This window comes from Thiohalocapsa sp., assembly GCF_019695415.1.
Lineage (GTDB): Bacteria > Pseudomonadota > Gammaproteobacteria > Chromatiales > Chromatiaceae > Thiohalocapsa.
The window spans coordinates 1-8,159 of record NZ_JAIFKJ010000369.1 but is presented as its reverse complement, the minus strand read 5'-3'; the positions used below and the strand labels follow the sequence as shown (position 1 = coordinate 8,159).

The window sequence follows — 8,159 nt, the reverse complement described above, 5'->3', positions numbered from 1 at the left end:
TCACCCGGCGCAGGTTGGTCTCCGAGCTCCCGAAGCTGGTGTAGAGCACGTCGGTGTAGATGGACCAAGGCCCCCTGCGAGCTTCTCCCATGGCCATGAAGGCCATGTCCAGCTTGTCCAGGTAGTCGCTCGGGCCGACGTCGGTGCTGATGCTGACCGGGCCCAGCTCATCGCCGGTCGCCCCTCGCAGGCTCGGGATGCTGACGTCGGCGCTTGCATCGACCGCAGGGAACCAGAGGTAGGGCACGACGTGGAACTGCCAGCGCTGGGCCTCGCTGGCCGCGGCACTTGTGTCGGCGACCGCCGTGCAAAGGGCTGCGGCGAGCAGCACCGCGGCGGACGAATGGCGCACGAGATCGGGCATCGGTTGCTCCAGCATGCGGGTCGAAATGAATCGTTCGCCAACGGTGTGTCGCGCGCGTGCTCCGCACCCTTCGCAGGTCGGATCGCGCGTCCGCTTCTTGGCCAGGACGGCTAGTCACCGGCGTCTACTTGGGACGCTCCGGCTGCGGAATACCCGAAGGCGATTGCTGAAAAGTTAGCCGAGGAATCTCGGCATGAATTGATCATTCGCGACAACTTTGACGCCAGCGCCTGACGCTCGGCATCGGGGTCGCCTGAATCGGTGCCGGCGATTCGGACGATCGCTCAGGTCGGCGCGTGATTGGACCGCCACGCGGTGGCGGTGGTACCGGACCAGCGGCGGAAGGCATGACCGAAGGCGGCGGAATCGCTGTAGCCCAACCTGCGGGCGATCTCGATGGTGGGCAGGCCCGTGTCGCGCAGCAGGTGGCGTGCGATCTCGTAGCGCGTTGTGGTCAGCAGGGCATCGAAGGATGTACCCTCCGATCGCAGGCGCCGATTCAAGGTCCGGGGATGGATGGCGAAGAGCCGGGCCAGGCCTTCGCGATGGGTGGCATCCAGATCGCCGGTGGTGAAGAGTTGCCGGAGCACGCGCTGTACCTTGTCGGCCAGCCGGCTGCCACTCCGGCTGTCGAGAGACTCCAGCTGGCGCATCGCCTCGGCGTAGGCCACCGGATCCGCTGCCGGCAGCGGGCGCTTCAGGTCCGCGGCGGGGAAGACGACGGCGGCCTGCTGCGCCTGGAATCGCAGTGGTGCGCGAAATCACTGCCGGTAGGGTGCCAGCTGTTCGGGGGCGTCCCTGAACAGGCGTACTTCCGTAGCCTGCCAGCCGTCGCCCGCAAGCTCGCCGACGATGTTGTTGCACACTGCCAGTGCGCAGTCGTAGACCTGCTGCGTTCCGGGCACGTCTGCACAGTAGATGCTGTAGCCGAATAGGGCATTGCCCCCGCGCACCCAGAGTGCTGGCACCGCCCCGCGGTCGTGCAGATGCAGGTGCAGGATCAACGCCCGCAGCGCGGTCTCGACGTCGGGCGCGAAGCGCGCCGGATGCCCGAGCACGCCCAGCACGTCGAGCCCGAGCCGACGGCCTAGGGCCAGCCCGATGGTGGTGCAGCCGCTGTCCGCCGCGGCCTGCGCGAGCAGCCGGCCCGCGGCGCTGAAGGCAATGCTGTTGTCCTCATCCGCGAAGAGCGTAGGCTCAACGCCCGCCGCACGGAGCGTGGCAGCGGACTCCACGCCGTACTCTGCGAGCAGCTTTGGTAGGTCGAGCAGCGGCGCCATGCGCACGGTCCCCTCGGCCACTAGGGGTTGTGTCCGCGGCGTGCCGGCGATGCTTGACGCGTCTGCCTGCGAGGCGATTCGCCGGACGCTTTGTGGATCGCGTGCTGATTTTTGCGACGACAAGGCCAAGAAATCAGAGTCTCGGGAGGGGCTGGTAGCGGCAGGCGGACTTCAGCGTGGTGCGGAGATCGCCGCAACGCCACCGGGCGTGCCAAACTCAGTCGCGAGGCCTAGCGTAATGGCCTCGTCGGCACTGAGCCAGTCCACCCTGTCTGGCGCCGTGGCCGCTGCGCGCTCGGCAACCGCCTCGGCCTGCTGGATGCCGAGGCCGAGCAGATAGCCGGTCTGCCGAACCACGGCGCCGCGCGTGCCGCCGGCGCCGCGCATCAGCGGCAGGTGCTGCAGGCCGAGGCGAGCTTGCGGGGCAATGAACCGCAGCACGCCGCCGGCGAAGGCCTGGAGACAGGCCAGGGCACAGTCGCCTGTGACCGCGGTGTTGAGGCCGCGGTCGCGGATCCAGCGGCCGAGCTTTTCCGCCTCGGCGAGGTCGGCGCCGTTGGCTTCTATCACGAGCCCGGTGGCGCCCACGGCGCGTACGATGTCCATCACCGCCGCGGCCCAGCCGGCGCCGATGTCGCCGCTGACCACAGTCCAGTGCGTGCGTCGCTGCCCGGGCAGCGACTCGTCCTCGCGGCAGTGGAGGCCGATGGCACTGATGGCCTCGCGGGAGCCCGTCAGGTAGACCCGGAGCTCATGGTCGCCGACGCTGATGCTGGCCTCATCGCCTTCCTTGAGGGCCGCGACGGCGTGCTCGGTGAGGCGGACCCGCTGCCCTGGGGATTGCTCGCCGATGGCGACGAGCCTGCCGTCGACTGACACGCGCACCTCGCCCCAGGGCACCCGCACTGTGCGCTGCCGGGCGAGTCGGCCGATGATCAGCTCAGGCTTGCACGCGTCGCCGTAGCGCACCAGCACGCGTAAGCCGCCGGGGTCTGGCGCGGAGCGGGCGCCGCGGGGGTCCGGGGCCCACTCCGCTAGAGCAGGCACAGCCAAAAATACAAGCAGGTAGACCAGCGAGGCGTTGAGGACGCGCCTCCTGGTGTCGCCACGGGCTTGCCGTGGCTTTGGGCTGGGTCGGTTCAGTGGCATAGCGGCTTGGCCGGCCGCGGCCCATGCACTGTCACCCAGCGCGGGATGTCCGGGCGCAAAGGGCGACTGTTACGTACGACAGGCCGAGCGGGCGGAAGCGGCGGCGCGCGGGCTGTGTTGCCGAAACGTCAGCAAGCGGCGCGCAGCGCAGACGCGACGCCGCGGGGTACGGATGCTGCGTTGGGCATCAGGATGCCGGACGAGTGGCGCTCAGTCGCGATTCAATGGGCCGCGGGCTCCCGTTGTGGCGGCAAACGTCGCTTCAGGAACCGTTGCCGGCGGCCAGAGCCGATTGTGTGGCCACACCGCCGGGAGCTGCAGGGGCCTCATTGGCGGCTATGCGGACCTCGCCCACCGGAGAGATGCGTGCAACCCGCTCGGTGGTGGTGTCGGTGTTGCGATGCGCTGCAGGCTCAAGAATCAGCAGCGAGGCCATGCCGACCAAGAGACCGACGGCGACGAGCTGGATGCTGGTGGCTTCGAAATCGAGCTGCACAAGGCCGCTACGCAGGCTGTGCAGGTGCGTCAAGGGGGAGCGTCTGGACCGGGTGGTGGTGGCGTCGGTCATTGTGATTGTCATCCTCCGCAAGGCGGTGTTGTCGTCGGTTATTGTGTTGCTGCGACTGCGTGTAGGGCCGCGCACTTAGATTCAAGCACGCCGCAATGACATTGCGCAAGTTCTGGGCGATTCCATCCGGTATCGCTGAAAATGGCGGGACGTCCTGGCCCGCATAGGAAGCGCCAACAAATCGGCCTTTCTCTAGTCGGCCGCGGTCAGCGTCGGCAAATAGTCGAGACAGCCGCGCAGGCACGAGAGCCTGGGGTAGTCCTGCTCCGGGATGTGCACGCCGAGCGCCTGTTCCAAGGCGATGACGAAGTTCAGGTAGTCCACCGAGTCCAGCTCCGTTTGGTCGCGGAAGTTGACATCCGGGTCCAGCGCGGCCGGATCGATGTCCGGGGCGACGCCGGTGAGCGCGTCCAGCACCGTTTCCTGCAGCGGCTCGTGCCCTAAGCGTGACATGTCAGTGTCGATGTAGAGGCCTGACGGGCAGCCAATGATGGCACGCCCAGCCGGGCTCAGCCATCGCGCATACGCGGCGCGGTGCCGGCCGACGCGGCGGTCCCGACTGCCGCGGTCTTGGCATCGGTCTCGGCTGCGGGCCTGGCCGCGGGCACCTCGCGCATCTCCGTGAGCGGGCCGACGAGCCCGGCCGGGAGCTTGGGCATGGCGCTGATCAGCGAGATCAGCAGAGACGCCAGATAAGGCACCGACTGTACCAGCAGCACGGCCGTCCAGACGCGGACATCGAGCATCCCGGCATCGTCGCGCTGCATCACAGCAAAGGCCCCGAGCCAGAAGGCAATAAGCAGCAGCAGCTCCTCCCGCGCATCCGCCAGCGCCCGTATCAGTGCCGGTGCGTGCGCGAGCTTGGGCGTGCGGAAGAACGCGAGCTTGCCGGACACGAGCGCCGCCGCCGTCGCCCGCGCGATGGTGTGCGACAGGCCGAGCCCGGCCAGCCCCGCCGCCAGGCTCTGGCGGAAGCTCGCGTCCACGCGCCGGCGGTAGAGCACGAAGCTCTTGACCATCTTGAAGCCGAACAGCACCAGGGGGATGACCGCGATGCTCATATACGGCGGCGTCACCCGGTGCGGTTCCAGCACCATGGCGATGGTCCACGCGAGGGCCGCAAAGTTGAAAAGCAGGTTGAAGCCGTCCGCGAACCAGGGCAGCCAGCCGGCCAGGAAGTGCCAGCGCTGACCTGCGGTGAGCCGGGTGCGTTTGAGGCCCAGCAGCTCGCGGCGGTGGGCGATGAGGATGCGCACGGCCCCGTAGGCCCAGCGGAAGCGCTGCTTCTTGAAGTCAGCGAAGGTATCCGGGATCAGTCCTCGGCCATAGGTGGCGGGGATGTAGAGCGCCTTGTGGCCGTGCTCGAAAAGGCGCAGGCCGAGCTCCGTGTCCTCGGTGATGCACCACTCGGCCCAGCCCCCGGCAGCGTCCAGCGGTGCGCGGCGAATCATGGTCATGGTGCCATGCTGGATGATGGCGTTGCGCTCATTGCGGGTGACCATCCCGATGTGGAAGAAGCCGCGATACTCGGCCAGGCACATGGCCTTGAAGGCGTTCTCGTGGCCGTCGCGGTAGTCCTGCGGCGCCTGCACGATGGCCACATCGTCCTCGAAGAAGGCAGGCACCAGGTCCCGCAGCCAGCGCGGCTGCACCAGGTAGTCCGCGTCGATGACGGCGATGATGCCCGCGCCGGGGTCGGTCTCGCGAAGCGCGAAGTTCAGCGCCCCCGCCTTGAACCCCGCCAAGGGGTCGACGTGGAAGAAGCGAAAGCGCCGCCGCTGGCCATCGCTTGCCTGCTGGCCATATTGCCGGTCGAGGCGCTCGCAGTGGTCGCGCACCGGCTCCCACACGGCCGGGTCCTTGGTGTTGTTGTCGATGACCAGGACCTCGAGGCGCGGATAGTCCAGCGCGGCCAAGGCGTCGAGGGTTTCAATCAGCAGCGCTGGTGGCTCGTTGTAAGCGGGCACGTGCACCGACACCATCGGCAGCCAGGCGTCGGGCACTTCACGCCGCGGGAAGGCCCGCCGCCAGCGCTTGAGCCAGAGCGATTCCGCCCACTCGTGGGCCTCTGCGGACAGCAGCACCAGCACACCGGCGCCGCCGATCAGCAGCAGCACGCCCACGACCGTGGTCAGCGGCGTCATGTACTGGCGCGTGTAGTCGTACACCAGCAGCACCGCCGCGGTGGAGATGGCATAGGTCACCAGCGCCAGGAAGCCCTTGCCGGAGGAGGACAGGGTCGCGCTGTCGCGGTAGAGGAAGACCAGCAGCAGGACGGCGATGCCGACCGACAGGGCCGCCAGCTCGTGCCAGTTGGGGATGCGCACCACCGGTTGGGTGAGCGCGAACTTGGGCGCCCGGTCCACATTGTAGACGCCCCAATAGGCGCCGATGGGGCCCTCGATGCGCCGCTTCCAGGGCTGGTCGAAGGCCTCCATCACGTAGTAGACCAGGCCTTCGCGCTCCGCCCGGGCCAGGAAGCGGCGCAGGAAGCGGGTTTCGTTGACCACCGAGGGCTCAGCCCCCTCGTTGCGGCGGCCGTTGCTGGGCCAGCCCACCTCACCGACGATCACCGGCTTGTTCGGGAAGGCCTGCTGAACCTCCCGCAGCCGTTCGAAGGAATAGTCGACGGCCTGGTCGATGGGCACCCCTTCCCAGTAGGGCAGCAAGTGCACAGCGATGAAGTCCACGTGTCGAGCCAGCTCCGGGTACTTCAGCCAGATGTGCCAGGGCTCGGCGGTGCCCACGGGTATGTCGGTGATACGGCGGATGCGGTCTAGATGCGCGCCCAGCGCTTTGACGCTCAGCTCCTCGCGCAGGATCACCTCGTTGCCGACGAAGACCCGGACAATGTTGCGATGGCCCTCGCGCAACAGCGCCTCCAACAGGTCGAGCTGCACGGCGTTGGTCTTGGGGTTGCCATCGATCCAGGCGCCCACGGAGACATTCAGCCCATGCCCGGCGGCGAGCCCTGGCACCTCGTGCATCGGGCCCTCCAGGGTGTAGGTACGGATCGCATGGACCTCGTCCTGGAGCAGGGCCAGGTCCTCGTTCACCTCGGCAGCGGATGGGTAGACGCGACGGGTGGGATCATCGTCCGCGCGCATGGGAGAGAAGGAGTAACCCTGGATGCGGGTAGGCCAGGGCGGCTCCGCGGAAGGCTGGTTCATCAAAGCCCAAAGCCCCACCGTGAGCGCGGCAATGAGCAGCGGTATGGCGATGCTGATGGTCCGGCTCATGGGCTGACGGCCTCCTGGGCCGTTTTCGGCTTTTTGCCGAGCGGTAAGCGTCCTGTCTACGGCTGCACCGCATCGTCGGCGCCGCCGGCAAGCGCGGCGAGGGCATAGAGCCTGGCCTCGCTCGGCGCCAGCAGCCAGCCGTCAGCGCGGACCGGTGGGGTGCTGCAGTACTCCGCCGCTATCAGGCTGGTGAGGGCCGTGAGCATGGCCTCCGGCGTGCTCGGGACCGAGCCCGTGGCTGCCGTCAGGGCCTGGCCCAGCTCGCGCACCAGCCGGTCAGGGCTCGCCGCCTGCGCCTGGGCCGCGAGATAAGCGTTGCCGATGCGTGCAGCAGCGGCCGATGCGGTCAAGGGGGCGAGCAGCGCTGATGCACCGGCATTGGCCCCGTCAGCGCCCGCGGGGGCATCGGCGCCGGCGCCACGCCAAGCCAGCGCGCCCGTGGTGAAGGCCATTGCCGCGGCGATAAACCGGCGTCGGTCGACGCCCGATGCGTCGTTTTCTGACCTGCTTACGGCCGTGCTCATACCGGCTGCCCCTGCAAGTGATCCACTAATCGGTAGGCCAGCGCCAGGACATTCAGGGTCGGGTTCGCGGAGCCCGATGTCGGGAACACCGAGGAGCCTGCGACGTAGAGATTGTCGATGCCGTGCACCCGGCAGTTGCGGTCGACCACGCCACGCTTGGGGTCGTCGCTCATGCGGGTGGTGCCCATGTGGTGCGAGCCGCCGGCAACCCGTTGCTCCCATATCCCGTCGTCTGCAAGCTTCGGGCGCAGCCGGCCGATGCCGGCAGCGGCGAGGGCGGCACCCAATGCCTCAATATTGCCCACCAGACTGCGGCGGTCCTGCTCCGTGAGCCGCCAGTCGAGTCGGGTGCGCCGCAGGCCAAGCGCATCGGTATCGCGGGCGAGCATGACCCGGGAGTCGGGATTGGGCACCTGCTCGCAGGAGCAGCCGATGCCCATGCGCACGCCGGTGGCGGCGGGAATATCCGGCTGTGGCGAAGGCCGGTGATCCACGAGGAAGGGCCGGGCGGCCGCGAGCATGTCGAGCTGTTGGCTGAGGGCCGGATCGGCGCGCGTTGCTGCGTCGTCGCGCAGCTCGCTGATGGGCGACATGGTGAAGGAGATATTGAGCCGCCGCGTGCGCCGCAGATAATCGGGGTCCGGCACATAGGAAACGCGCGCGGCGCGGCCGTCCACCATCACCTGCTTGCGGTAGATGGGGGGCAGGCGCCGCAGGTCGGCGATCACCACGTCGGCGAAGCCTCCCAGGTGCGGATGCTCCATGAAGCAGCGCCCGACCATGTCGTGCTGATTGCCGAGGCCAGCCGGCATAACGTCGTCCGAGAGGAGCAGCAGCCGGGCATTCTCGATGCCGCCGGCGGCGAGCACGTAGCGCTTGGCATGGACGCGGTGGCGGCGGCCGGTGAGCGTCTGTATGCGCAGGTGGTCCACCGCCGCCGCCGAAGGCAGGCCGGCGATGCGGGTGACATTGACGTGCAGCATCACACGGATGTCTCGGGCCTGCTCCAACTCCGCGCGGTAGTGCTCACCGAAG

General features: G+C 68.3%; 8 protein-coding genes and 1 pseudogene. All 9 read right to left on the bottom strand.

The annotated features are described in order from the left end of the window. A pseudogene (locus tag I6U14_RS10620) lies at positions 1 to 364 on the bottom strand (hypothetical protein); the annotation flags it as partial. Between the two features lie 284 nt (positions 365 to 648). Next, positions 649 to 1,035, bottom strand: coding sequence for a helix-turn-helix transcriptional regulator (locus I6U14_RS10615; RefSeq protein ID WP_296899169.1), 387 nt, complete (start codon positions 1,033 to 1,035; stop codon positions 649 to 651). A 90-nt stretch (positions 1,036 to 1,125) separates the two neighbouring features. Then, a complete protein-coding gene (locus I6U14_RS10610) occupies positions 1,126 to 1,665 on the bottom strand; it encodes an AraC family transcriptional regulator ligand-binding domain-containing protein (protein ID WP_296899168.1) in 540 nt (179 codons plus the stop codon). 150 nt (positions 1,666 to 1,815) lie between these two features. After that, positions 1,816 to 2,619 carry a hypothetical protein gene (locus tag I6U14_RS10605; protein ID WP_296899166.1) on the bottom strand — a complete coding sequence of 268 codons (804 nt, stop codon included), beginning with the start codon at positions 2,617 to 2,619 and terminating at the stop codon, positions 1,816 to 1,818. A 436-nt stretch (positions 2,620 to 3,055) separates the two neighbouring features. After that, complete coding sequence (locus tag I6U14_RS10600; RefSeq protein WP_296899165.1) at positions 3,056 to 3,361, bottom strand: hypothetical protein; 306 nt, start codon at positions 3,359 to 3,361, stop codon at positions 3,056 to 3,058. Positions 3,362 to 3,553: 192 nt separating this feature from the next. Further along, entirely contained in the window at positions 3,554 to 3,814 is a 261-nt protein-coding gene (locus tag I6U14_RS10595) for an acyl carrier protein (protein WP_296899164.1), read from the bottom strand. Positions 3,815 to 3,870: 56 nt separating this feature from the next. Further along, positions 3,871 to 6,600 (bottom strand): glycosyltransferase, encoded by a 2,730-nt coding sequence (locus I6U14_RS10590; protein ID WP_296899163.1) that lies wholly within the window; start codon positions 6,598 to 6,600, stop codon positions 3,871 to 3,873. Positions 6,601 to 6,656: 56 nt separating this feature from the next. Continuing rightward, complete coding sequence (locus I6U14_RS10585) at positions 6,657 to 7,124, bottom strand: hypothetical protein (protein WP_296899162.1); 468 nt, start codon at positions 7,122 to 7,124, stop codon at positions 6,657 to 6,659. Further along, positions 7,121 to 8,159 (bottom strand): GMC oxidoreductase (locus tag I6U14_RS10580; protein ID WP_296899161.1); only part of this gene is annotated, 1,039 nt, incomplete at its 5' end. The genes I6U14_RS10580 and I6U14_RS10585, both read right to left, overlap by 4 nt.